Genomic DNA, 23,146 nt, shown 5'->3' with positions numbered 1-23,146 from the left:
AGCCCGTCGTCTGGTGACGATAGCCAAGTGGTCACACCCGTTCCCATGCCGAACACGGAAGTTAAGCACTTGAACGCCGAAAGTAGTTGGGGGCTTCCCCCTGTGAGGATAGGACGTTGCCAGGCAATTTTGTTTTTTTATTCCGCAATAGCTCAGTGGTAGAGCAACCGGCTGTTAACCGGTAGGTCGTAGGTTCAAATCCTACTTGCGGAGCCAATGGCCCGTTGGTCAAGCGGTTAAGACACCGCCCTTTCACGGCGGTATCACGGGTTCGATTCCCGTACGGGTCACCATTTTATTGTGCCGGTGTAGCTCAGCTGGTAGAGCAACTGACTTGTAATCAGTAGGTCGCGGGTTCGACTCCTGTTGCCGGCACTGTTTTTTTAATTAAATTTTCCTAGACAAACTGGGGGGGTAGCGAAGTGGCTAAACGCGGCGGACTGTAAATCCGCTCCCTCGGGTTCGGCGGTTCGAATCCGCCCCCCCCCACCATGTCGAGCCATTAGCTCAGTTGGTAGAGCATCTGACTTTTAATCAGAGGGTCGCAGGTTCGAATCCTGCATGGCTCATTTTCTTGCGGAAGTAGTTCAGTGGTAGAATACGACCTTGCCAAGGTCGGGGTCGCGGGTTCGAATCCCGTCTTCCGCTTTTTGTTTATTTTTTTGGGGCCTTAGCTCAGCTGGGAGAGCGCCTGCCTTGCACGCAGGAGGTCAGCGGTTCGATCCCGCTAGGCTCCACCAAATTTTGCTTAAAGATCTTAAGCGAGTTTCGTTCGTCTTAAGTTTTTTTATACTTGAAATGCCTGTTAACCAGAGTACGTACGCGAAAGCATTGTGATTCCCTTCACAGTGCTTTTTTGTTGTCTTCTACTGTATAAAGATGCGTCATCTTGTCGAGTTGAACCAGCTGTATGTTACCGCTTACAATTAAGGTAACTTAATTAAGCAAAGGGGATGCGGGGATGAACATTGCATATATCAGCGTGCCATATCGTTACGGTCAAGGAAAGCCAGGAACAGAGCATGGTCCGGCAGCAGTCGAACAAGCAGGCCTATTTCAAACGTTAGCAACACATGGACAAGAAGCAGTCCGCTACGGGGAAGCGGCTGTCTTACCAGAAGACGCGGTACGTGAGGAAGATGCGAAGTTAAAACGTCTCGAAGGAGTCGTCCATACGACGAATGATTTACAGCTACTTGTACATGATGCGCTGTCCGAACGACGTTTTCCGTTACTCGTCGGGGGCGACCACAGCATGGCAATCGGAACGATCGCAGGACTTCGTCGATCGATTCCGCGGCTCGGTGCAATTTGGTTCGATGCGCATGGTGATTTAAATACACCGGAAACGTCACCTACAGGTAATATTCACGGAATGCCACTCGCTGTTGCCCTTGGGGAAGGGCATCGGCGTTTAACGGAAATCGGTGGGACAGACGTCAAGTTACAACCGGAGCATCTTGTCTTTATCGGCTTGCGTGACGTCGATCCGGGAGAACAGGAATTGATTGATCGGCTCGGGATTCGCGTTTATGACATGGAAGCGATTCGGACACGGGGAATGGAAGCCATCATGAAGGAAGCGATTGCTTACCTGAACGAAACGACAGACGCATTTTACTTAAGTTTCGACATGGATGGTCTTGACCCGAGTTTAGTCGAAGGGACCGGGACGCGGGTTGCGGACGGTGTCATGTTAGAGGATGCTCAGACCGTCTTGAACTCTTGTGCGGAACAAGAAAACTTTATTGCAGCGGAGTTCGTCGAAGTGAATCCGTTGTTAGAAGAAGGGAACGGAACCGCGATTCTTGCGAACAGCTTGATCGGAAACCTACTTCAAGCGATGCAAAACCAACATTTAGTAAAATAATGGATAGAACTTGAACTCTTTTCATCGGGGTTCAAGTTTTTTTTGTTACAATTTAAATTGAGATGAAACATTTATCGGTCGACTCCGTATAAGAGATTGACCGCATAGAGCGGGGGGTATTTGAAGTGGAAGAAACAACACTACGCTTGATTGAGCGAGTGAAGCAAGGCGACCGTGATGCATTTGCGGCACTTGTTGATCTATATAAAGAAGGGGCATTTTTAGTTGCCTTCCGTGTATTACGTGATCGGATGGAAGCAGAGGATGCCACGCAAGAAGCCTTTATTCGCGTATTTACAAAGATTGAATCGTATAATGCACAATGGAAATTCCGTACGTGGCTCTACCGGATCGTGACGAATGTTTCAATTGACCGCTTACGGAAGAAACGTCCAGATTATTCCCTTGATGCCGAGATGTCAGGTACTGAAGGCTTGACGCTGTATTCCCAGCTCGAAAGTAAGGAGCAATTGCCAGAAGATCAAGTCGTTGATTCTGAAGAACGAAATGCTGTCGGGGACGCGATTGCCGCTTTACCTGAAAAGTATCGAATTCCACTCGTCTTGAAATATATTGAAGACCTTTCATTAAAGGAAATCAGTGAACTGATCGATTTACCAGTCGCCACAGTCAAAACTAGAATTCACCGTGGCCGAGAAGCGCTGAAGAAGCACTTCGGAACGCGGTGAGAAGGAGGATCTCACCATGACACGAGAACACGTAAACGAACGCATCCAAGATTATTTAGACCAAAACCAACCTCCAGAAGACTTTAAACAACTCGAAGCGGAGTTACGGGAGGCGAATGCGATGGACGACTTCGAAGAGTATCGACTCCTCGATGCACAGTTACGCACGCTTCCGAAGCCGAAGCTCTCGGCAGACTTTACATCCCGCGTGCTGGCACAACTGCCTGAACAGGTGGACACGTCGAATGTGACACCGCTTCGTAAACCTTCTCGTTTTGGAGGGAAGATGAAACAGTATCCACTCCTTGCAGCTGCCTCGATCTTTGCGTTACTTTCGGTCGGTAGCCTCGGGGGGTACATGACGCAAGAAGATAAAGACTTGTCGTATACGAACGTTCCCGGTATCGTCGCTGAAAATGGCGAAGTTGTTGTTCCAAAAGGAGTGACGGTCAATCAAGATTTATACGTCGAAGGCGGCAATGTCCGGATTGAAGGCAAAGTCAATGGAGACGTCATGACCGTTGACGGGACGGCTTACACAGCCAGTGCCGGAAACGTAACTGGAGAAATTAAAGAAATCGATCAGTTGTTCGAACGCGTCTGGTACGGAATCAAACGAATCTTTGATTAATCAGTTGGGGCGAGTCTAACTCGCCCCTTTGTGCTATAATGAAAGCTGTTTAAATTAGATGAGATAGGGGGCACGGTTGGTGAATTACTTCAACTGGCAACCACTTCAATTTCAAATGTTGAAACTGGGCGAAAACGTACACTGGTACGATTATATTAATGATGTGCTTGATATCGCGGTCGTGACATTCGTCATTTACCGCCTGATGATTATCGTCAAAGGCACAAAAGCGGTTCAATTGATTAAAGGGATTTCTGTCATTTTGATCAGCTGGTTCTTAAGCGGCTTCTTCGGACTGAAGACCTTACAATTTCTATTGAATCAAATCATCACCTATGGATTACTCGGGATTATCATCATCTTCCAGCCAGAGCTCCGTCGAGGACTGGAGCACCTGGGACGAACGAGTAAATTCTTTTCACGGAGTGCCATCAGTGATGAAGATGAACAAACGCGAATCGTCGATGCACTCGTTTCGTCTGCACAATACATGTCGAAACGCCGGATTGGTGCGCTCGTCACGTTTGAACGGGAAACCGGTCTCAGTGAATATGTCGAGACGGGGATTCCGCTCGGCTCACAAATTACGAGTCAGCTTTTGATTAACCTCTTTATCCCGAACACGCCGTTGCATGATGGTGCGGTCATCGTTCAGCAAGGCAAACTTGCGGCAGCGGCTTGTTATTTACCGCTCTCAGAAAGTGCCCACATCTCTAAAGATCTCGGGACGCGTCACCGGGCCGCGATTGGTGTCAGTGAAGTTACGGATAGTGTCACGCTTGTCGTATCGGAAGAGACGGGAGGCGTATCTCTCGCAATCAATGGTCGTCTTTACCGGGAACTCGACGAAGATTCGCTTCGGACGAAGTTGCTTGAGACGCTCGTCAAAGTCGAACCGGCGAATACGTCCTTCTTTAACTGGATGGGGGCGAAAAAATAATGTTCGAAAAGTGGTTCAATGAACGATGGTTTTTACGAATCGTTGCGGTACTACTTGCTGTGATGCTCTATTTGATGGTCGCAGGCTCGAGTTCGAGCGGGAAAAGTGACGCGGCGAGTCTATTGCCGATCGCTGGTCAGGGCTCGACGACGTTTGACGTACCGGTCACAGTGAATTATGATGAATCGCAGTGGGTCGCCTATAATATTCCAACTACAATCGAAACGACGGTCAAAGGACCATCGAGTAGCTTGACGATGCTTCGCCTCGTCAAAGACTTTGGTCTATCGTTAGATTTAGAGGGACTCGACCCTGGGTACCACCGTGTTCGTGTGACAGCGAATGGTTTTGGAAAAGATGTTGAAGTGACACCGAAACAGGAGACGGTCGAAGTTTTTCTTGATAAAAAAGTCACGAAACAAGTCCCGGTTCAAGTCGCTTTACTCAACAAAAATAAAATCGCCGAAGGGTATGTCGTCGGTGAAGCACAACCGAGTAAACAAACGGTTGCTGTGACAGGAGGAGCAGAAAAGCTCCAAGCCATCACATCGATTCAAGTCCCGATCGACGTGACGGGTCGCGCGTCGACCTTCATGGAGTCATTCAACGTCAAAGCGACGGATACGAATGGGAACGCGATTAGCGCGACGTACGATCCGGAACAGCTTGAAGTGACAGTTCCTGTCTATAAGGAGAGTAAAACAGTCCCGATCAACGTTAAAACAACAGGTAGCGTCAAAAAAGGCTACAAGGTCGTCAAGATCGTTCCCGTCGTCACGGAAGCACGTCTGTACGGAACGAAGGAAGAATTGACGCGAATCGGTTCAGTCGATACAAAGGCAATCTCACTAAAAGATTTGACGAAGACGACCGATAAGACGATCGAACTCGTCGAACCGGATAATGTGACGGCAATGGATCCGACTTCGATTACGGTCAGTATCGTCGTCGAGAAAGAAAATGCTAAATCGACGACGGAAACGGTCGAGGAGCGAGCAGAGAAGACGATTACAGGTGTTCCTGTGACGCTTAACGGTTTCGACGAGTCGAAGTATACAATTGACTATGCTGAAACGATTGATCTCGTCGTCCGTGGCAGCGAAGCGGACTTAGCTTCGATTGATGCAACCGACATCAAGGCTGTCATCGACGTAACAGAATTAAAAGAAGGCACACACGGCTTACCGATTTCATATCAGACATCTAAAGCATTCGATGTCTTACGACCGGATAACATGGACGTCACGTTAAAGACGATTCCCCGGACATCGGTACAGACCAATTAAAACCAATCAGTGAAATGAGGAAATAGCACATGGGTAAGTATTTTGGAACTGACGGCGTCCGCGGCGTCGCAAACGTAGAATTGACACCGGAACTCGCCTACCGTCTTGGACGGATTGGCGGATACGTGTTGACGAAACACGAGAGCACACGTCCGAAAGTCTTAATCGGACGCGATACACGCGTCTCGGGTCAAATGCTTGAGAATGCAATGATCGCAGGATTGTTATCAATCGGCGCGGAAGTTATGCGTCTTGGTGTCATCTCGACACCAGGGGTCGCGTACTTGACGAAGACGATGGATGCGACTGCAGGCGTCATGATCTCAGCGTCACATAATCCAGTCGAAGACAACGGCATCAAGTTCTTCGGAACAGACGGATTTAAGCTCAATGACGCAACAGAACTTGAAATTGAAGCATTGCTCGACGAAACAGAGGACACACTCCCACGACCAGCAGGGAAAGAACTTGGTTTCGTTCACGATTATTATGAAGGTGCGCAAAAATACCTCCATATGCTTCGTCAAACATCGGATGAAGATTTCTCTGGGATTCATGTCGCAATTGATGGCGCGCACGGCGCGACATCAAGCCTTGCACCACGTTTGTTCGGTGACCTCGAAGCAGAAGTCTCAACGATCGGTACAACACCAAACGGCTTGAACATTAATGACGGTGTCGGATCGACACACCCCGAGCACCTCGCGGCATTCGTCAAAGAAAAAAGTGCCGACGTCGGTCTCTCGTTTGACGGTGACGGCGATCGCTTGATTGCAGTCGATGAAAATGGGGATATCGTCGATGGCGATAAAATCATGTTCATCTGTGGAAAATACTTGAACGAAATCGGTCGTTTGAAAGATAACACGATTGTCGCGACAGTCATGAGTAACCTCGGCTTCCATAAAACAGTCGCAGAACACGGCATGACAGCCTTACAAACGGCAGTCGGTGACCGTTACGTCGTCGAAGAGATGCGTAAAAACGACTACACGCTCGGTGGCGAACAGTCAGGTCACATCATCTTCATGGATTACTCGACGACAGGCGACGGCATGTTGTCCGGCGTTCAGTTGCTCCAAATCATGAAGGCGACAGGCAAGAAGTTATCGGAACTCGCAGCCGAGATGCCGATCTTCCCGCAACGTCTTGTCAACATTCGTGTATCGGATAAGAATGGGGCAATGAACGGTCCTGCCGTTCAAGCGATCATTGCGGAAGTCGAAGCGGAAATGGCTGGAAACGGTCGGATTCTCGTTCGTGCGTCTGGAACAGAACCACTTGTCCGTGTCATGGCGGAAGCAGAGTCGCAAGAAGCCTGTGACATGTACGTCGAACGGATCGCGAACGTCGTGCGTGAAAACTACGCGTTACAAGAAAATTGAGTCGACGAAAAAGGAGTAGCTTCGTGCTGCTCCTTTTTTGTTCGGCTAATGGACGAACTTTTAAGGAGGGAACTCGTCACGAACCCATTGTCCCTCTGCCCGCTTTTCTCAGGCGGAACGCAAGCCGCGGCCAGCTTGGGGCTGTTCGGGTCTCGCCTGTTCCTGTCGGAAGCAGAGCTTCCTTTTCCTGTAGAAGTCGGACAGGGACATGGGTTCGTTTTAGAAATAGCGTGGGTCTGGAGTAGGAACAGTGTTTGGATCATAGGAGAGAGAAGGGGACGACACCGCTGTCCTCTGCCCGCTTTTCTCAGGCGGAACGCAAGCCGCGGTCAGCTTGGGGCTGCCCGGGTCTCGCCTGTTCCTGTCGGAAGCAGAGCTTCCTTTTCCTGTAGAAGTCGGACAGGGACACGGGTTCGTTTCAGAAATAGCGTGGGTCTGGAGTAGGAACAGTGTTTGGATTATAGGAGAGAGAAGGGGACGACACCGCTGTCCTCTGCCCGCTTTTCTCAGGCGGAACGCAAGCCGCGGCCAGCTTGGGGCTGTCCGGGTCTCGCCTGTTCCTGTCGGAAGCAGAGCTTCCTTTTCCTGTAGAAGTCGGACAGGGACACGGGTTCGTTCGAAGGTGGAGAAGTAATATAAAGATGAACGATTCTTTTTTTACAAAATCTAGGTATTAGAGGTATTGTTTAGAAAGATATCGGGAATAGTTACAAATACGTTACCTTCCTTGCTTTTTCCAATTAAAGTTCGTATGATTGTAAAGTCGGACAGAAACGGAGTCGGACAGAAACAGAAGCGCCAGGGCTGACTATGTGATAGGCAGCTGACGAGGTGGAGGTTTATCGAATCATTCGGCGGATGCCTCCCGGTACCTTATCAGTACCGTAAACTTACTTGAAATCGTCTAAGTGATTAGACGGACAAACAAGCAAGTGCTGATAACTCTCGACAAGAGCCGTTTCCTCTTCAGGGAAATACTTGATATGGGAGAGAATCAATATGTGCGGAATCGTAGGTATGATCGGAGAAGTTAACACGAAAGAAATTTTACTAAAGGGTCTCGAAAAACTCGAGTACCGCGGTTATGACTCGGCAGGTCTTGCGTTCGTCAATGACGGCGTTCAGGTTCATAAAGAAGTCGGTCGCATCGCTGCGCTACGCGAAGTCGTCCCTGCAGATGCAGACGGTACAGTAGGAATCGGTCACACACGTTGGGCAACACACGGTGTACCAAGTGTCCCGAACGCCCACCCACACCAAAGTGCATCATCACGCTTTACACTCGTGCATAACGGTGTCATCGAAAACGATGAGCAGTTAAAAGCAGAACTCAATGTCGATTTACTCAGCGACACGGATACAGAAGTCATCGTTCAGATGATTGAAAAGAACTTTGACGCAACAGGTGATGTCACGGAAGCCTTCCGTCAAACACTTCGTATGCTCCACGGTTCGTATGCGCTCGCATTGATCGATGCAGAAAACCCGGACGTTCTTTATATCGCAAAAAATAAATCACCACTTCTCGTCGGTCTCGGAGACGGTACGTTCAACGTCGTTGCGTCTGACGCAATGGCCATGCTTCAAGTAACGGATCAGTTCGTTGAGTTACATGACGGTGAAATGATTATCTTAACGCGTGACAGTGTCACAATCCAAGACTTAGACGGAAACGTCCAAGAGCGTGACGCGTATACAGCTGAAATCGATGCATCAGATATCGAAAAAGGCACGTACGCGCACTATATGCTTAAAGAAATGGACGAGCAGCCGGCAGTTATCCGGAACATCGTTCAGAAGTACCAAAACGAAGCTGGCGACATCACACTCGATCAGTCGGTCCGTGATTTAGTCCTCGGACGTGACCGTGTCTACATCATCGGTTGCGGAACAAGCTACCATGCAGGATTGATCGGAAAACAATTGATCGAACAAATCGCGGGGATTCCGACAGAGGTCCACATCTCGTCTGAATTCGGCTACAACATGCCGCTTTTGACAGAGAAACCACTCTTCCTCTTCCTTTCACAATCAGGTGAAACAGCGGACAGCCGTGCGGTTCTCGTCGAAGCGAAAAAACTCGGTCACCCGGCACTGACAATCACGAACGTTGCAGGATCTACTCTGTCACGTGAAGCGAACGCAACACTCTTGTTGCATGCCGGTCCTGAAATCGCGGTTGCCTCTACAAAAGCATACACAGCGCAAATCGCTGTTCTTGCGGTCCTTGCGTTTGACCTCGCTCAAGCAAAAGGCGTCGACGTCAACTTCGATCTCATGAAAGAACTCGGTAAAATTTCAAGCGCGATGGAATCCGTCATGTCACAAAAAGAACGGTTCCAAGAGATCGCTTCAGAATACTTGTCTGAATCACGCAATGCGTTCTTCATCGGTCGCGGTCAAGATGCGTATGTCGGAATGGAAGGGGCCCTCAAGCTCAAAGAAATTTCGTACATCCAGGCAGAAGGTTATGCCGGCGGCGAATTGAAACACGGTCCAATCGCTTTGATTGAAGACAATACACCGGTCATCGCCCTCGTGACACAACCGCACGTTCACCTCAACAACCGAGGCAACGTTAAGGAAGTCGTCGCACGTGGCGCGAACGCATGTGTCATCGCTTCAGAAGGTCTCGAATTGCCGACGGATGCATTCGTCATCCCGTCAGTCGAGCCGCTCTTGTCACCATTACTTTCAGTCTTACCACTTCAGTTGATCTCGTACTACGCGGCACTCGGCCGTGATTGCGACGTCGACAAGCCACGTAACTTGGCGAAGTCAGTAACAGTCGAATAAAAACATTCAAGTCATACTCCTTCCAGTTGGAGTATGACTTTTTTATTACCTAACACTGAAGGAATGAGTGGTGAAACACATATGCAGATGAAAACAAACTGGCTCCAAGCTTTTCCGCAATCCTGTGCAGTAGACGTGGAGGCTGTGAGACGTCTCTTCCCACACCGATTGTTTAGACCGGTGACGTGGGGGACGATTGAAATCGCGTATTGGCAAGAAAAGTTGAATTTGCCGTCTCGCGTGTACTTGGATGAAGTACCAGAGGTGAAAATCGAGACGTTGACGAAACAACAACGGTGGCTGCTCTATTGCTTGTATACGCGCCATCACAATGGTTATATCCGCGAGAAATATGTTCAACGATTGCAAGAAGAACAGGCGGATACAGACTGGGTGTTGCTTTATCTAATTGAGTTGACCGGGGAATATGTGAGTGAAATTCTAGAACGAATCGAGCCGATTTTAGAGCGGTGGTCTGAGGAAAATCTGTGTTCCTTTCTACAAGAAAATGGTGTTTACATGACACGGATTGAGCGTCGCATCATCAGCTACTGGAATATATATCAGCGGACATCTTATCCACTCTTAGGGGATTCAGCCTATGTCGGATTTCGACTTGCAAAATACTACCGTTTACGCAAGGTAACAAAGCAGTAGAAATACTGAAATCGAGTAATCGTCAATAGACCGTACACGCTCAACAGAGAGTGTACGGTCTATTTGTTAGTTCATCATGGACTGAAGATAGAAGAAGCTTAGCAAAACAAGCGAAATCAAAAAGCAGACGAACAGATTTTTTATGAAGACGTTCCGTGAAAGGCGCCGGTTCATGATCATCTTATCGAGAAACAGATTAACAACTAAGACAATTACGAAAATCACGAAAAAGAGTGGCAATAGGTCCATATGTAACATCCTTTCCATCATCTTATTCAACGCATCAGTCAATCAAAAGTTTCGCAAAGCTTAAAATCTTTTGTGAAAAACAGGATTTTCCAGTAGGGAAGGGAAAGAAGAGAAGTAAAGAAACCAAAAGGAGGGACATTCAGATGCGACAAGCGGTACTCGTCATTGATTTTCAACAGGATCTCGTCGAAGGTACGGCAGAAGAGTCAGGGGTTCATGCGAAAGATGCCGTCAGTCAGGTCATCAATCAAGTCGTGCAAGAAGCCTGCGATCAGGATCATGCCGTCGTCTTCATCCGGGATCTTGATGTCGCGGACGGAAACGGACCGGGGTTTGCTGTACACGCCTCGATTCAGATTCCAGATCAGGCGGTGACGTTCGATAAAGCTGCAACGAATGCGTTTCACGGGACACCACTGCTTGAGTATCTGAATGAACGACAAATCGAACATATCGTCATCCTCGGCTGCAAGACGGAACACTGCATCGATACCGCGGTCCGCAGTGCAACCGTCAACGGATTTGATGTGACGCTCGTTGCGGACGGACATACGACGAACGGCTCCGATGTTTTATCGGCGGAGTTGATGATTGCCCATCACAATCAAGTCTTGCACGGTCACTACAATGTCGAACATTTTGGGCTTGTCCGCCCCTCATCGGAGAAGTTGTTTGAACCGATCCACGATCAGCACAGAACATAAAGGAGTGAAGTTATGATTGAACTGCGAAAGATAAAAGAGACTGTTTATTTAACCTATCAGATGCTCGGTACAGCCGCGATTGACGGACTGCCCGGTGAAATCCTTGAAAAACGACTGGGGGATGCATTATGACCCGCGAAGAGTGGATTCAATCGTTTGAGCTCGATGTAGCAGAGATTTTTTCCGTCACGGATTCGTACAGTTCCGAAGTCGACCGGCTGGTTCTGCGTGACGGGCGGACTGTTTTTTTAAAGCGACCCTATACGGCTGATAAATGGTACCGGGAGCACGGATGGCTGACGTATTTGGCCGACCGTGTCGCCGTTCCGAAAATCCTTGCAGAAGCACCGCCAACGCCGCAGACGACGGGAGCTTTCGTACTGGAGGCATTAGCCGGTGCGACAATCGAGACGGTGACACCGACACTAGCCACACAAATCGGCCGGCTTCACGCAACACTCCATACGTGTACCCGTGAGGCGTACGGCGATTTTGAGGAGAACGGCTTCACCGCGTTTACCTCCCAGGACTGGCGTGTCTTCCGAAATGCGAAGATGACCTCATTCGAGCCGGCGATTCAACAAGTTTTGCCGCCTGCCCTTTATCAAGCCGCCTTTACAGAATTAAAGCGGCGTGAACGTGAGTTACCAGAACCGTCGCGTCCGGTCGCCGTCCATCTCGATTTCCGGCTCGGGAATCTGCTCGCAGACGGCGGAAACCTCACTGGACTGATCGACTTTGAAACTTCACGTTTCGGAGCGACGGAGATCGACTTCACGAAACTCGACCGGGATGTCTTCCAAGGTGGCAGCGCTCTGTTGGGTGCTTATCAAAACGGATACGGGCAAATTCGGACACCGGAACCGATTGAAGTCTATTTGCCGTACTACCGTCTGTTTGAAGCACTGACGGGAATCGGCTGGTGCGTCCAGCGTGGATTAGCGCAGCACCAACAGTTTTTTAACAACAACCATGCCCGCTTGTTAATTGAACTCGAACGGACGAGCATATTCGAAGAACGTTAAAAGACGTGATTCGACAGTCAAACCGCTATACTTGTGGAAATGAAGCAAGTAGAGGGGGAGATATCAGATGGAACAACCAAAACGAATCGGAATTATCGGCGGTGGACTTGCGGGGACGTTCGCTGCCCGTCAATTACAAGTCGAAGGATACGAGGTCGAGATCATCGAAAAAAGCCAAAGTGTCGGGGGACGCATGGCGACACGACGAATCGATCAGGGAAAGGCGGACCACGGAGCTGTCTTTTTCACCGTCCGGACGGATGAACTGGCGCAGGAAGTCGATGAATGGCTCGAACGCGGATTGATCCGGAAATGGTTCGGTGATGATTTTCCGCGGTATATCGCGATTAACGGGATGAATCAACTCGTTCAGTCGATTGCACGTGATATTCCCGTCCACTTGAATGAACAGGTCGGACGGATTGAAGCGGACACGGTTTCGATGCGGACGATTTCAGCGAGCCAGACACGGGTCTATGACGCGATGCTGGTGACAGCACCGGTCCCGCAAGCCTATGACTTACTGCAAGCGTCCCGACTGACGCTGGACGCAGCCGATCATACAGCGTTAGGCCGCGTCACGTTCGAACCGACATTCGTCGGCCTGTTTGAACTGAAAGAACCGCTCGAAATTGGACAGGTCGGTCTGGCGGACGATGGACTTGTCCCCGGGATGCTGAAGCTCGTCAACAACGCAGAAAAAGAAATCTCGGCGACGCCGTTACTGAGTGTCTACATGACGGGTGAGTGGAGTGAAGCCTGGTATGAAAAAGGAGAGGCAGTCACGCTTGCTGAAATCGAACGGCTCCTTCAAGCACAACTCGGTCCCGTCGAACTCGTTTCCCGTCAGTTAAAACGATGGCGTTACGCCCAGGCACGCGATGTCTTCCACACGCCGTTTCTAAAACTGAATCACCATCCGCTGTGGCTTGCCGGGGATGCCTTCCTTGAAGCGGATGATGCCTCGGGACGGACACGGGTTGAGAGTGCCGTCATATCCGGTCTGCGGGTCGCAGCGACAATCGATGCGCATTTTAAGCAACACGTTCTGACGAAATGAAGTAAAAGCAGGAGTATGCGACATGGCATGCTCCTTTATTATTGATCAGATTCTGAAATGTGCGACATGCTCCAAGCAGCCATTGCATCTAAAATCGGCAAAAAACTAAGTCCCGTGTCGGTCAATGAGTATTCGACCTTTATCGGGACTTCCCGGTAGACTTTTCGAAGCAACATGCCGTCCTGCTCAAGTTCGCGTAGTTGACGCGTTAAGATGCCCTTAGAAATCCCGGGCAGCAGACGTTGTAAGGCACCAAACCGTTGTGTTCCTTGTTTGAGATGCCACAGGATGAGGATTTTCCATTTACCAGAAATGATGGTTTGCACACGAGTGACCGGACAAGCCGTCCGCTGTTCGGTAAGATTCATTTAGTGTCCTCCAATGGTTCTGTTTAGGTGACCAAGTATCTAAAAGGTGCCTACTAGGATTAGTGTACCACCTGTAATAAGATTAGGTACAGGATAGGCATTTGATAGAAAAAGGAGCGAATACCCATGAAGCTATTGATTACAGGAGCAACTGGAAAACTAGGAACTAAGATTGTCGATCATCTGTTAGGGCGGATCAGTGCGGACGACCTTGTCGTCAGTGTCCGAAATGTCGAAAAAGCAGCGAATCTCAAAGAACGTGGTGTCGAAGTCCGTCATGGAGATTTTGATGTGCCAAATACGTTAGCAACGACCTTTGCAGGGATTGATCGTTTGTTGATCATTTCAACGGATGGGGAAGAAGCTACACGGATCCGGCAACACACGGTAGCAATCGAGGCAGCACAGGCTGCAGGCGTCGGCCTGATCGCCTACACGAGTATTGCCAATGCACAAGCAAGTCAAAATTTCTTGGCACGGACGCACCAGGTAACAGAACGATTGATTGAACAGACAGGTATCCCTTATATTTTCTTCCGGAACAACTGGTATCTTGAAAACGAGCAGGCGACGATTGACGCTGTACGTAACGGGGCAGACTGGCTGACAGCAGCGGGTGACGGAAAAGTCGGTTGGGCGTTGCAGGACGACTATGCAGAAGCAATCGCTACTGTTTTGACAACAGATGCTCCAAAACAAGCTATCTATGAACTGTCGGGTCCATTGTTGACACAAACAGAAATCGCCGAGGCACTCGGAGCGGTTCTTGCTCGACCTGTCACTGTTCAACAAGTGGATGTAGCAACGTATGCTGATATCATGAAACAAGCGGGTCTCCCGGACTTCCTCATCCCGATGCTTGTCTCGATTCAAGAAGGGATCGCAAACGATACGCTTGCTGTTGAAAGTCAGGACTTTGCACAAATTCTCGGTCGCCCACCTGTCGTAATCAACGATGCATTAGAACGATTGATTAAAAGATAAGTTCATTTGAACGGGTTTTCCGAAGTCCTTCTCAGGGTATTCTTTTGAGAGTGAGCGAAAGTTAGAGGAGGATTCAAATGGACATCAAAAAATATCGAGTCGCTCCGGATGCGAACGTCAGTTTAGCTGATTACCAAACGTCTGATCCGGACCGGATTTCTGAAGAACAATTACTTAAGACATACATTCCAGATAGCGTCGAGGAATTGAAAGAGCTACATTGGCGGCTTCATGCAGAAGAAAAACAAGGTATTTTAGTCGTCCTGCAGGCGATTGATGCTGGTGGGAAAGATGAAGCGATCAGCTATATCTTTTCAAACCTGAATGCCCAAGGCTTAAAGACGATCTCGGTCAAGAAACCGTCAGAAGAAGAACAAAAACACGATTTTCTATGGCGGATTCATGACGGGTTGCCGGCCAAAGGAGAAGTCGGCATTTTAAATCGCTCGTATTATGAAGATGTCATCGCACCGCGTATTCATAACCTGCTTGAGGAGGAAGAACTCCCGAACGATCAAGACGTTTGGCAGATGCGGTACCGGCAAATCAATGACTTCGAGCAGTACCTGGTCGAGAACGGCGTCCGTGTCGTCAAGTTTCTCTTCAATGTTTCGAAGGACAAACAAAAGGAACGGTTGCTCGAACGGATGAAAGACCCGAAAAAGAACTTCGAGTTTTCGTTCAGTGACGTTGAGGAGCGGGAACATTGGGATGAGTATCAAAACGTATTCGCGGACCTCCTGTCCCATACATCGACGGAATATGCACCGTGGCACATCCTCCCTGCGGACGATGACTGGTTTGCCCGCTACATCGTGACGGAAGTCATGAACGACGTTTTACGCGATATCGATCCGCAGTTTCCTGAAGTGTCGGACGAGGATCAAGAAAAACTAGATGAAGCAATCAAAAAGCTGGAAAATGAATAATCAAAACCGTTCATCGTCAGACGATGAACGGTTTTTTAGAGGTTGTCTAAGCATTGTTTTAATTTATTATCTTCGTTTTTGTCAGACACGTTATACTAAATAAGGAAGAAACAATGAAAGACTTGGAGGAATCACATATGACTGAATATCCAAACTGTCCGAACTGTGGATCGAGCTATACATATGAAGATGGGAATTTGTTCGTCTGCCCGGAATGTGCCCATGAATGGACGCAGGCGGAAGCGGACGTGACGGAAGAGACGGCGGTCATCCGTGACGCGAACGGAAACGAATTGCATGACGGCGACACGATTACGGTCATCAAAGACTTGAAGGTCAAAGGCACATCGCTTGTCGTCAAACAAGGAACCCGTGTCAAAGGGATTCGTCTCGTCGAGGGAGATCACGACATCGATTGCAAGATTGATGGACTCGGCGCAATGAAGCTGAAATCCGAGTTCGTTAAAAAAATCTGATGTACAAAACCGCCAGTCAAGTCGACATGGCGGTTTTGTGTTTTCGACGAATGAATTTATGTTCAGGACAAATGTCCTTTATCAATCATCCACCGTCGTTTTAGGATAGGATGAAAGAAGATAACGAAAGGAAGGCGATACAGATGCGAGGCATCCTTTTTGCAATCAGCGGCGGTTTTTTTCTGACGCTCCAAAGTGTCGCCAATGCCCGAATCAGTGATGGCATCGGGACCTGGCAAGCGGCGACCGTGACCCAAATGACAGGCTTCATCGTCGCTTTATTGATCACATTCGCCTTACGCGACCGAACGTTTCAAGAGATGCGTCACGTCAAGCCGCTTTATCTATCAGGAGGCGCACTGGCGGCGGCTGTTTTGTTCAGTAATATCACAGCCGTGCATTTGATGGGTGTGACATTGACGATTTCACTCTTTTTGATCGCCCAGCTCGGTCTGGCCCTTTTGATTGACTGGAACGGTTGGTTCGGAATGATGAAACGTCGGTTGCAGCTGCCGCAAGTCATCGGAATTTTGTTGATGGTCGGCGGTGTCTTAATCTTGAAACTATAAGGAGGGATTCGCGTGGAGGATGAGCGACTTGCGACATACTTGGACCGTTTTCAATTGACGCATGTCTTTGACGAGCGCTTACGCCGTCATCTCGAACGTGTCGAGGTCGAACCGGGCGAATACTTGTGCCAGCAGGGCGATGACGCGAAACAGCTGTATTTGCTCGTCGAAGGAAAGTTGAAGATCACGCATATGTCAGCGGCAGGACGACGGCTCGTTCTTTCCTTCAAGCATCCGTTCGATTTGGTCGGCGATATCGAATATGTCCGCCGTATCCCCTTGATGAACACGGTCGAGGCTGTAACGCCGGTCCAAGTCTTTCGGATCAGTTACGCGGCACTTGAACAGGTCGGAACGGATAATCCGGCGTTCTTACGTTTTTTGCTCGAGACGATTACGATGAAGTTCGAACTGAAATCGCACTCGATGAGCTTCAACCTGTTATATCCGGTCGAAGTCCGGCTCGCGAGTTATCTGTTGTCGATGACACCGGAAAAACAAACTCTGCCGGTCACGGATTTAGTCGATGCAGCGGATTTGATCGGGACGAGCTACCGGCACCTGAACCGGGTATTGCTCCAGTTCAGCCGGGATGGATTAATTGACCGGACGAAACGGACGATTGAGATTATCGACCGCGCGGGTTTAATGGAGCGTGTCGGGGAAAGTATTTATGAATAGGAGGCAAGCACGATGACACTTGGGATTTTACTCGCCTTATTTGGCGGGATGCTCGTCTGTATGCAAAACACCTTTAACGCCAAAGTCAAAGAACGGGTCGGAGCCTGGGCAACGACGACGTTAGTCCTTGGACTCGGCTTTCTCGCTTCGTTGACGATTGGATTGCTCGTTGAAGGGACGGCACTTTTTTCACTGGCCGGCATGCAGCCGTGGTTTTGGTTCAGCGGCATCATCGGAGTCGGCGTCGTCCTGTCTGTGACGCAAGGCGTCCAGCAACTCGGACCGAGCTACGCCATCTCGATCGTCATGGTCTCACAAATCCTCTTTGCCCTGCTCTGGGACACGCTCGGATGGTTCGGTCTCGAACAGGTCGCCTTCACATGGACGAAGGCAGTCGGCGTTCTCTTGATTGGCGGCGGGGTGCTTTTGTTCCAACTCGGCGGGAAGCTGACAGAAAAACGGATCTTACGAAAAGGAGCATGACGGATGAACTATACAACATTACTCTTTGATATCGATCATACTTTACTTGATTTTGACGCAACGGAACGCTGGGCGCTACGAAAACTATTCGTGGACGAACAGCTCGAATGGACGGAAGAACGTGAAACCCGGTACCGGTCTATTAACAAAGGCTTATGGGCAGCTCTCGAACGGGGGGAAGTGACGCGAGACGTAGTCATCTCGGAACGTTTCGTGACGTTTTTTGCAGAGCAGGGATGGGTGGTCGACGGGAAACAGATGGATGAGCGCTACCGGACGTATCTCGGTCAGGGAACGGATTTGATTGACGGAGCACACGAATTACTCGGGCAGTTAAAAGGACATTACCAACTCTACGTCGTGACGAACGGTGTCTCGCGGACACAACATGCACGGCTCGCTGGTTCAGGACTGTTGCCGTACTTCGATCAGATTTTTGTTTCCGAAGACACGGGCTATCAAAAACCGATGCGTGCTTTCTTTACGTATGTGTTCGACCGGATTCCGGAATTCCGTCCGGAGCAAACACTGCTCATCGGCGACTCCTTGACTGCAGATATCCAAGGCGGCATTTCGGCCGGAATTGATACGTGTTGGTTTAACCCGGGTCAGGAAACGGCTCCGAGTGAGTTGACACCGACCTACACCATCGAACGGCTCGAACAGTTGCTTGATGTGTTGCGGACGACGGAACGAGTTCGATAACGAAAATATGTCAAGATCGTTTGACGCGAAGCGATAAAAGACTAGAAAAGGAGCAGGTTGTCATGAATCTACGAGCGATGACCGCAGCAGATTATCCGGAAGTCGGTCGGATTTACCAGCAAGGAATCGAGACACAAAATGCGACGTTCCGAACGGAAGTACCGTCGTTTGACTACTGGGATGCCCATCACCACATACACAGCCGGATTGTGGTGGAAAAAGACGGGAAAATGCTCGGATGGATCGCCATCAGTCCATTTTCGTCGATTCCGGCCTATGCCGGTGTTGCCGAAGTCAGTTTGTATATCGATGAAGACGCACGGGGAAAAGGAGTCGGGACGGTATTGATGCAGGCGGTCATTACGTCGAGTGAAGCAGCAGGCATCTGGACGTTGCATTCACAAATCTTTCCGGAAAACATCGCCAGCCTCAAACTCCATCAACGGTTCGGTTTCCGGGAAGTCGGTCGTCGGGAACGAATCGGACAGTTGGCTGGTGTCTGGCGGGATACCGTGTTACTCGAGCGGAGAAGTGAAATTTAAAAAATAGGGCTGACGCAAAAGTCAGTTTCTATACAACAAAGAGTGGCAGCGATTGAGTCTGCCACTCTTTGTTGTATTATTCGTTTCAGAACGACATGAAAGGACAAGGAAAAACCCGTCTGAACTAGAAGTGCGGGACGGGTTCTGCTTTACTTCTGATTGGATAATACGATTCCGAAAATCCGCTCTCCTTTTTTGAGTGGTACGTCAGCGGGACGCGTGACCTCATTTAAATTAAACCCGCGCATTTCTTTATTTTTTGACAGATGATAGACCATCAAAAGATTATAAGGGGTCGCCGTAGCCGTTTTTGAGCGGAAGTCGGCACCGCGAACGATGTAATCATCAAGATGCGTAAACGTATCGTCACCGAAGAGTACCGTATCACCGACATCAATCCCGAATTGAATCAGATCATCCGAGAAAGACTGGGAAAACCGGATCGTGGTATCGTACTTTTTCGGTTCAAGTTCCATCGAGAACAGTACCCGTTCTTGTTTGTCCGGGAGATATTCGACACCTTTTAGCCAGTGGGTCGCCTTTAATGTTCCTTTTAGCTGAACGGCGCCAATCTGTTGGTTGGCAAATGTGGCAAATTTTTCTTCCCCTTCTGTAACGGGTAGGGGGGAGAGTGTGAAGGTAGAAGTGGCCTGGGTGACAGGTACTTTTTTCGTAGCGGATTTGATTTGATTGTGGTTTTGGCTGCACCCTGTCAAGATAAGGGCGGCAAGTGATATGTACATCCAGTTTTTCATAGAAGAAGCCCCTTCCTTCGTGTGTTGGAAACATTATCCATCATCAAGCTTATCGTTTTCCTTGGATGATTTCAATGAAGAACGGGAAAAGACTGACAGCACATATTTTCAGGAGGGGTAACGATGGACGACTTTTTTGGTGAGGGACTTGAGACGAATGAACAGAAACGGAAATCAAAGCTTGAGGAAGTATTTGACCAATCGTTTGAAGCAGAACGGCGCGACTTTAACCAGTCGCTTAATCAAGAAGTGACCGTCGCCCTGATTGGCGACGTCAATGCCGGTAAATCGTCGACATTAAATGCGATTCTTGGGCGTGACGTCGCGACGGTCGGAGCGCAACCGGGTGAAACGACACGCATCGATCAGATTCGGCAGCACCCGGAAGATAAAGTCATCTTCGTCGATACGCCGGGACTCAATGACGCGAACAGCTTGAATTCAGATACGACGTGGCAGTTTTACGAAAGTGCGGATGTTATTTTGTATTTCTTGAATGCAGCGGGGACCGTCTTATCGGAGACGGAAACAAAAAATTTCAATAAGATTTATGCCCATAATAAAAACATCATCATCGTCGTGACGAAGATTGATGCGACGAACGACTTAGAGACCGTCACCCGGCACATCGAAACGAAGTTACCGGGACCGACCCTTGTCCCTGTATCAGCGAAGGATGGGACGAATATCGACCGCTTGCGGCGTGAGGTCCTCGATATCCTAAAAAAGTTCGACAAGGATAATCTGTTTGTCCGCGAAATCGATCCTTCGTTACGGGGGAAAATCGCTAACAACTGGATTGTCGGGGCCGGGACGGCGGCTGGTGCAATCGGAGCGGTCCCGTTCCCGGGCGCGGACATCATTCCGTTGACATCGATTCAAATCGGTTTGATGCTGAAGCTGTCGAACTTATATGAACGGAACTTATCGAAAGAAAGTGCGAAAGAGTTACTTGTCGTGACAATCGTCGGCAATTCAGGAAAAACGGCTTTTCGCCAACTGGCGAAGATGGTGCCCGGGTACGGGGCTGTATTCGGAGCGGGTATCGCCTCGACGGCGACGCTCGCACTTGGTTACGGAACAAAATATGCGTACGAGAACAAACTCGAACTGACACCGGAAAGTCTGATAGGATTTGTGAAACGATTCCGAAAAAAATCGGAGTGAGCAAAATTTCAGTCTTTTGTCAGACACCCTGTTATGCTATGAAAAACAACAGGGAGGGATTGTCATGTCTACATTATTAGAAGAAATTCAAGCGTATCAAGAACAGTTCCGTCAAAAAGCACCGGCTGAAAAGCAGAAGCTGATGACGCAAGCAACAGAAGAACTCGCAGCATCAAACGGAGCAAAAGGATTAGCTGTCGGTGACGAGGCGCCGCGCTTTACGTTACCGAACGCGGCAGGGACATCCGTCGCTTTAGCAGATTTACTTGAACAAGGTCCCGTCATCGTCACGTTTTATCGTGGCGGCTGGTGCCCGTACTGTAACTTAGAGCTCCGTGCGTACCAACGTGAACTGGCGAAGATTCAGGAAAAAGGAGCGACACTCGTCGCGATCAGTCCTGAGACACCGGATCATTCACTCTCGACGCAAGAAAAAAATGACTTAGAGTTCGCCGTCCTCAGTGACGTCGATAATGTCGTCGCGGGTCAATTTGATCTCGTCTTCGAGATGCCGGACTATTTAGTTGAAGTGTACAAAGAATCAGGGCTGGACGTCGCCGGACATAACGGGAATGAAGACTGGCAGCTACCGAAACCAGCAACGTTCATCATTCAGCCGTCAGGTGAAATTTCGTTTGCTGACGTTCCGTCTGACTACACGCAACGTGTTGATCCGTTAACGATCATCTCAAAACTTTAAAATGTTATAAATGATCAACTCCTTTATTTTTCTATTCGTAAACAGCAGTCCTTCGTTCATAAGACGAAGGACTGCTGTTTGATGTATGCGACGGAATTATTTTAAAAAGAACTACAGTATAAAAAACGAATTAATCTTGAGTGGGAAATGAGGTTGGAAATGGATAGTTGTCTTCTTCTGTCCAATCGACGGAGTGTTTGATTTCAATCATAATTAAGTCATTTACCGTTCTTAATGTATGTGAGACGCCTTGGGGGATGTGGACAACCGATGGTGCTTCAAGCGTCTGATGTTTACCATCAATGATTGCTTCCGCTCTTCCTTTAAGAATGCTCCAGGTTGAGGCGGTATGTTCATGATAGTGATGACTGATTTGATGATTTGCTTTAATGTGCAAGCGTCGTGTAATTGCATATCGTCCATCTTCAAGTAATTGTTGATGCAAAATTGTCGCATAGCCCCAGCGTTTCCATTCAAATTGTGGAGGTCGGTCTTGGTGGACGAGATATTCTTTTAAATGGGTCGTTTCTTCTTTAGAAGAAACCAAGACACCGTCAGGACTAACGGAAACTATTAAATCATCCAATCCAATTCCGAGCACTGGAATTTGAAGTTCGTTTACAATATGTGTATTTGTTGATTTCAGAAGATGAGCATTTCCATGAAGAACACTCGGCATTTCCTCCGTTAACGTATTCCAGGTTCCGAGATCTTTCCACGGACCTTCATACCGATGTACGTAAATCAGTTCCGTTTTTTCAACAACCGCATAGTCAAAAGATGTTTTTTCAAGAGAGTCGTAAGAGCGGAGTAGATCACAGTAAGTAGTAGGAACGTTTTGAGCAAACAATTGTTTAATAAGAAAATCGAGTTGGCAAGCAAAGACACCGCAACTCCAAAGTGCATTTTCTTTAATTAATTGTTCTGCTAAGATGATTGTCGGCTTTTCTTGAAACTTCTTTACCCGTGCCATCTGATTGGCTGTTTCTGGAATAATGTAACCATACTTTGAGGTTGGATGAAGTGGTTCGACACCCATTAAATGCAACGCGTCAGGATGGGATTGGACAGCCGTATCGAGTAAACTAAACCTCTCGAAGAAGGACATATCTACATAAGAATCGACGGGCATGATGACAATTGTCTCTGTCGAATCAATGTTTTCAGCCAAGTAACTTGTTGCAAGCATGATGGCAGGAAACGTATCACGACGCGAAGGTTCACAAATAACGGCGACATCTGGACCTAATTGATGCTCGATAGCATCGAGCTGTGATTTGGTTGTTGAAATCAGAGTGCGTTCAGCTAACTTGATTTCTTGAAGTTGGAGAAAAACACGTTCAATCATGGATTGTTTTTTCCCGGACGGGTCTTCTAAAATGCGTAAAAATTGTTTTGAGTTTAAGTCATTTGAAAGGGGCCATAATCTTTTTCCGGACCCGCCAGACAATAATAAAATGTACATGCCAATCCATCCTTTCAATGAAACGGTTAA

At 48.6% G+C, this 23,146-nt stretch carries 24 protein-coding genes, 7 tRNA genes and 1 rRNA gene; 29 read left to right on the top strand and 3 right to left on the bottom strand.

Annotation, left to right across the window (positions count from 1 at the left end; genetic code table 11):
- Positions 1-9: 9 nt before the first annotated feature.
- From rrf to KNP88_RS13120, 19 genes are all read left to right on the top strand, one after another.
- Positions 10-125 (top strand): 5S ribosomal RNA (rrf, locus tag KNP88_RS13210).
- A 16-nt stretch (positions 126-141) separates the two neighbouring features.
- Positions 142-216 (top strand) — tRNA-Asn (locus KNP88_RS13205).
- A gap of 2 nt (positions 217-218) precedes the next feature.
- A tRNA-Glu gene (locus tag KNP88_RS13200) sits at positions 219-293 on the top strand.
- A gap of 9 nt (positions 294-302) precedes the next feature.
- Positions 303-375: transfer RNA gene (locus tag KNP88_RS13195), tRNA-Thr, on the top strand.
- A 33-nt stretch (positions 376-408) separates the two neighbouring features.
- Positions 409-492, top strand: a tRNA-Tyr gene (locus KNP88_RS13190).
- Positions 493-496: 4 nt separating this feature from the next.
- Positions 497-569 (top strand) — tRNA-Lys (locus KNP88_RS13185).
- Between the two features lie 7 nt (positions 570-576).
- A tRNA-Gly gene (locus KNP88_RS13180) sits at positions 577-648 on the top strand.
- 16 nt (positions 649-664) lie between these two features.
- Positions 665-740, top strand: a tRNA-Ala gene (locus tag KNP88_RS13175).
- A gap of 221 nt (positions 741-961) precedes the next feature.
- Positions 962-1,870 (top strand): arginase, encoded by a 909-nt coding sequence (gene rocF, locus KNP88_RS13170; protein WP_214894144.1) that lies wholly within the window; start codon positions 962-964, stop codon positions 1,868-1,870.
- Between the two features lie 125 nt (positions 1,871-1,995).
- A complete protein-coding gene (gene sigW, locus KNP88_RS13165) occupies positions 1,996-2,559 on the top strand; it encodes an RNA polymerase sigma factor SigW (RefSeq protein ID WP_214767576.1) in 564 nt (187 codons plus the stop codon).
- Between the two features lie 16 nt (positions 2,560-2,575).
- Positions 2,576-3,190: a polymer-forming cytoskeletal protein gene (locus KNP88_RS13160; RefSeq protein WP_214894142.1), complete on the top strand. Its 615-nt coding sequence runs from the start codon at positions 2,576-2,578 to the stop codon at positions 3,188-3,190.
- Between the two features lie 115 nt (positions 3,191-3,305).
- Positions 3,306-4,130: a diadenylate cyclase CdaA gene (cdaA, locus tag KNP88_RS13155; RefSeq protein WP_204251426.1), complete on the top strand. Its 825-nt coding sequence runs from the start codon at positions 3,306-3,308 to the stop codon at positions 4,128-4,130.
- The gene (locus KNP88_RS13150; RefSeq protein WP_214894140.1) at positions 4,130-5,416 is read left to right on the top strand and encodes a CdaR family protein; all 1,287 of its coding nucleotides are present in this window, start codon (positions 4,130-4,132) and stop codon (positions 5,414-5,416) included. Before cdaA ends, KNP88_RS13150 begins: the two co-directional genes overlap by 1 nt.
- A gap of 29 nt (positions 5,417-5,445) precedes the next feature.
- Positions 5,446-6,801: a phosphoglucosamine mutase gene (gene glmM, locus KNP88_RS13145; protein ID WP_029332288.1), complete on the top strand. Its 1,356-nt coding sequence runs from the start codon at positions 5,446-5,448 to the stop codon at positions 6,799-6,801.
- 999 nt (positions 6,802-7,800) lie between these two features.
- The gene (gene glmS, locus KNP88_RS13140) at positions 7,801-9,597 is read left to right on the top strand and encodes a glutamine--fructose-6-phosphate transaminase (isomerizing) (protein ID WP_214894138.1); all 1,797 of its coding nucleotides are present in this window, start codon (positions 7,801-7,803) and stop codon (positions 9,595-9,597) included.
- An 81-nt stretch (positions 9,598-9,678) separates the two neighbouring features.
- The gene (locus tag KNP88_RS13135; RefSeq protein ID WP_214894136.1) at positions 9,679-10,254 is read left to right on the top strand and encodes a hypothetical protein; all 576 of its coding nucleotides are present in this window, start codon (positions 9,679-9,681) and stop codon (positions 10,252-10,254) included.
- Positions 10,255-10,646: 392 nt separating this feature from the next.
- Positions 10,647-11,207 (top strand): isochorismatase family protein, encoded by a 561-nt coding sequence (locus tag KNP88_RS13130; protein WP_214894135.1) that lies wholly within the window; start codon positions 10,647-10,649, stop codon positions 11,205-11,207.
- A 128-nt stretch (positions 11,208-11,335) separates the two neighbouring features.
- On the top strand, positions 11,336-12,232 hold the full coding sequence (locus KNP88_RS13125) for a phosphotransferase family protein (protein ID WP_214894134.1): 897 nt from the start codon (positions 11,336-11,338) through the stop codon (positions 12,230-12,232).
- A 67-nt stretch (positions 12,233-12,299) separates the two neighbouring features.
- Entirely contained in the window at positions 12,300-13,292 is a 993-nt protein-coding gene (locus tag KNP88_RS13120; RefSeq protein ID WP_214894133.1) for an NAD(P)/FAD-dependent oxidoreductase, read from the top strand.
- Between the two features lie 38 nt (positions 13,293-13,330).
- On the opposite strand, the gene KNP88_RS13115 is transcribed toward KNP88_RS13120, so the two are convergent.
- Positions 13,331-13,660, bottom strand: a complete 330-nt coding sequence (locus tag KNP88_RS13115) for a winged helix-turn-helix transcriptional regulator (RefSeq protein ID WP_214894132.1) — start codon at positions 13,658-13,660, stop codon at positions 13,331-13,333.
- A 126-nt stretch (positions 13,661-13,786) separates the two neighbouring features.
- Between KNP88_RS13115 and KNP88_RS13110 the strand changes: the two genes are divergently transcribed.
- From KNP88_RS13110 to KNP88_RS13075, 8 genes are all read left to right on the top strand, one after another.
- Entirely contained in the window at positions 13,787-14,644 is an 858-nt protein-coding gene (locus KNP88_RS13110) for an SDR family oxidoreductase (RefSeq protein ID WP_214894131.1), read from the top strand.
- A 77-nt stretch (positions 14,645-14,721) separates the two neighbouring features.
- The gene (locus KNP88_RS13105; protein ID WP_214846073.1) at positions 14,722-15,573 is read left to right on the top strand and encodes a PPK2 family polyphosphate kinase; all 852 of its coding nucleotides are present in this window, start codon (positions 14,722-14,724) and stop codon (positions 15,571-15,573) included.
- Positions 15,574-15,710: 137 nt separating this feature from the next.
- Positions 15,711-16,049 carry a zinc ribbon domain-containing protein YjdM gene (locus KNP88_RS13100; protein WP_214805641.1) on the top strand — a complete coding sequence of 113 codons (339 nt, stop codon included), beginning with the start codon at positions 15,711-15,713 and terminating at the stop codon, positions 16,047-16,049.
- A 143-nt stretch (positions 16,050-16,192) separates the two neighbouring features.
- On the top strand, positions 16,193-16,618 hold the full coding sequence (locus KNP88_RS13095) for a DMT family transporter (protein WP_214802732.1): 426 nt from the start codon (positions 16,193-16,195) through the stop codon (positions 16,616-16,618).
- 12 nt (positions 16,619-16,630) lie between these two features.
- Positions 16,631-17,299: a Crp/Fnr family transcriptional regulator gene (locus KNP88_RS13090; RefSeq protein ID WP_214811475.1), complete on the top strand. Its 669-nt coding sequence runs from the start codon at positions 16,631-16,633 to the stop codon at positions 17,297-17,299.
- Positions 17,300-17,311: 12 nt separating this feature from the next.
- Positions 17,312-17,782 (top strand): DMT family transporter, encoded by a 471-nt coding sequence (locus KNP88_RS13085; RefSeq protein ID WP_214894129.1) that lies wholly within the window; start codon positions 17,312-17,314, stop codon positions 17,780-17,782.
- Positions 17,783-17,785: 3 nt separating this feature from the next.
- A complete protein-coding gene (locus tag KNP88_RS13080) occupies positions 17,786-18,487 on the top strand; it encodes a YjjG family noncanonical pyrimidine nucleotidase (protein WP_214894127.1) in 702 nt (233 codons plus the stop codon).
- Between the two features lie 62 nt (positions 18,488-18,549).
- Entirely contained in the window at positions 18,550-19,029 is a 480-nt protein-coding gene (locus KNP88_RS13075; protein ID WP_088836034.1) for a GNAT family N-acetyltransferase, read from the top strand.
- 149 nt (positions 19,030-19,178) lie between these two features.
- Here the strand turns inward: KNP88_RS13075 and KNP88_RS13070 are convergent, their stop codons facing one another.
- Positions 19,179-19,784, bottom strand: coding sequence for a hypothetical protein (locus KNP88_RS13070; RefSeq protein ID WP_214894125.1), 606 nt, complete (start codon positions 19,782-19,784; stop codon positions 19,179-19,181).
- Between the two features lie 123 nt (positions 19,785-19,907).
- On the opposite strand from KNP88_RS13070, the gene KNP88_RS13065 reads away from it, so the two are divergent.
- On the top strand, positions 19,908-20,951 hold the full coding sequence (locus KNP88_RS13065; RefSeq protein WP_214894123.1) for a YcjF family protein: 1,044 nt from the start codon (positions 19,908-19,910) through the stop codon (positions 20,949-20,951).
- 64 nt (positions 20,952-21,015) lie between these two features.
- Entirely contained in the window at positions 21,016-21,651 is a 636-nt protein-coding gene (locus KNP88_RS13060) for a peroxiredoxin-like family protein (protein WP_088836037.1), read from the top strand.
- A 130-nt stretch (positions 21,652-21,781) separates the two neighbouring features.
- On the opposite strand, the gene KNP88_RS13055 is transcribed toward KNP88_RS13060, so the two are convergent.
- Positions 21,782-23,116, bottom strand: coding sequence for a sugar phosphate nucleotidyltransferase (locus KNP88_RS13055; protein ID WP_214894121.1), 1,335 nt, complete (start codon positions 23,114-23,116; stop codon positions 21,782-21,784).
- Positions 23,117-23,146: the final 30 nt, after the last annotated feature.

The sequence above is a fragment of the Exiguobacterium sp. H66 genome, from assembly GCF_018618705.1.
Lineage (GTDB): Bacteria > Bacillota > Bacilli > Exiguobacteriales > Exiguobacteriaceae > Exiguobacterium_A > Exiguobacterium_A oxidotolerans.
Note: the sequence above shows the minus strand (reverse complement) of the source record. Positions and strands in the feature narration are given on the sequence as shown.

Coding starts and splice junctions, on each gene's coding strand:
- rocF (WP_214894144.1), top strand. CDS start 962: ATGAACATTGCATATATCAGCGTGCCATATCGTTACGGTCAAGGAAAG.
- KNP88_RS13160 (WP_214894142.1), top strand. CDS start 2,576: ATGACACGAGAACACGTAAACGAACGCATCCAAGATTATTTAGACCAA.
- cdaA (WP_204251426.1), top strand. CDS start 3,306: ATGTTGAAACTGGGCGAAAACGTACACTGGTACGATTATATTAATGAT.
- KNP88_RS13150 (WP_214894140.1), top strand. CDS start 4,130: ATGTTCGAAAAGTGGTTCAATGAACGATGGTTTTTACGAATCGTTGCG.
- glmM (WP_029332288.1), top strand. CDS start 5,446: ATGGGTAAGTATTTTGGAACTGACGGCGTCCGCGGCGTCGCAAACGTA.
- glmS (WP_214894138.1), top strand. CDS start 7,801: ATGTGCGGAATCGTAGGTATGATCGGAGAAGTTAACACGAAAGAAATT.
- KNP88_RS13135 (WP_214894136.1), top strand. CDS start 9,679: ATGCAGATGAAAACAAACTGGCTCCAAGCTTTTCCGCAATCCTGTGCA.
- KNP88_RS13130 (WP_214894135.1), top strand. CDS start 10,647: ATGCGACAAGCGGTACTCGTCATTGATTTTCAACAGGATCTCGTCGAA.
- KNP88_RS13125 (WP_214894134.1), top strand. CDS start 11,336: ATGACCCGCGAAGAGTGGATTCAATCGTTTGAGCTCGATGTAGCAGAG.
- KNP88_RS13120 (WP_214894133.1), top strand. CDS start 12,300: ATGGAACAACCAAAACGAATCGGAATTATCGGCGGTGGACTTGCGGGG.
- KNP88_RS13115 (WP_214894132.1), bottom strand. CDS start 13,660: ATGAATCTTACCGAACAGCGGACGGCTTGTCCGGTCACTCGTGTGCAA.
- KNP88_RS13110 (WP_214894131.1), top strand. CDS start 13,787: ATGAAGCTATTGATTACAGGAGCAACTGGAAAACTAGGAACTAAGATT.
- KNP88_RS13105 (WP_214846073.1), top strand. CDS start 14,722: ATGGACATCAAAAAATATCGAGTCGCTCCGGATGCGAACGTCAGTTTA.
- KNP88_RS13100 (WP_214805641.1), top strand. CDS start 15,711: ATGACTGAATATCCAAACTGTCCGAACTGTGGATCGAGCTATACATAT.
- KNP88_RS13095 (WP_214802732.1), top strand. CDS start 16,193: ATGCGAGGCATCCTTTTTGCAATCAGCGGCGGTTTTTTTCTGACGCTC.
- KNP88_RS13085 (WP_214894129.1), top strand. CDS start 17,312: ATGACACTTGGGATTTTACTCGCCTTATTTGGCGGGATGCTCGTCTGT.
- KNP88_RS13080 (WP_214894127.1), top strand. CDS start 17,786: ATGAACTATACAACATTACTCTTTGATATCGATCATACTTTACTTGAT.
- KNP88_RS13075 (WP_088836034.1), top strand. CDS start 18,550: ATGAATCTACGAGCGATGACCGCAGCAGATTATCCGGAAGTCGGTCGG.
- KNP88_RS13070 (WP_214894125.1), bottom strand. CDS start 19,784: ATGAAAAACTGGATGTACATATCACTTGCCGCCCTTATCTTGACAGGG.
- KNP88_RS13065 (WP_214894123.1), top strand. CDS start 19,908: ATGGACGACTTTTTTGGTGAGGGACTTGAGACGAATGAACAGAAACGG.
- KNP88_RS13060 (WP_088836037.1), top strand. CDS start 21,016: ATGTCTACATTATTAGAAGAAATTCAAGCGTATCAAGAACAGTTCCGT.
- KNP88_RS13055 (WP_214894121.1), bottom strand. CDS start 23,116: ATGTACATTTTATTATTGTCTGGCGGGTCCGGAAAAAGATTATGGCCC.